This window comes from Nocardia aurantia, assembly GCF_009604425.1.
In the GTDB taxonomy this organism is placed as follows: Bacteria; Actinomycetota; Actinomycetes; order Mycobacteriales; family Mycobacteriaceae; genus Nocardia; species Nocardia aurantia.
This window is the reverse complement of record NZ_WEGI01000066.1, coordinates 1-557: the sequence shown is the minus strand read 5'-3', so window position 1 is coordinate 557 and position 557 is coordinate 1. Positions and strand designations below refer to the sequence as shown.

Sequence of the window (557 nt, the reverse complement as noted above, 5' to 3'; positions counted from 1 at the left end):
CGGATTACGCGGTGTGGCAGCGGGAAATCTTGGGTTCGGTCGAGGATCCGGGTTCGCTGGCGGCGCGGCAGGTGTCGTATTGGGTGGATCGGCTGGCGGGGGTGCCGGAGCAGATCGAGTTGCCGGCCGATCGGCCGCGCCCGGAGGTGGCGTCGAATGCCGGTGCCACCCAGGGGTTCTCGGTGGATGCGGAGTTGGCTGCGCGGTTGACCGGGTTGGCGCGTGCGCGGGGTGTCACGGTGTTCATGGTGATGCATGCGGTGCTGGCGGTGTGGGCGGCCCGGTTGTCGGGGAGCCGGGACATCGTGGTGGGGACGCCGATCGCGGGTCGTGGTGATCAGGCGCTCGACGATGTGGTGGGGATGTTCGTGAACACGCTGGTGTTGCGGACCGAGGTGTCGCCGGAGGTGTCGTTCGCGGGTCTGCTGGAGCGGGTGCGGGCGGTGGATGTGGCGGCGTTCGCGCATGCTGATGTGCCGTTCGAGCAGTTGGTGGATGTGGTGTCGCCGGTGCGGTCGCAGGCGCGGCATCCGTTGTTCCAGGTGGCGTTGACGTTC

At 68.6% G+C, this 557-nt stretch carries 1 protein-coding gene; it reads left to right on the top strand.

Going from position 1 to position 557, the window contains the following annotated elements:
• Positions 1–557: condensation domain-containing protein (locus NRB56_RS38185; protein WP_153349249.1), on the top strand; the 557-nt coding region annotated here is incomplete at both ends.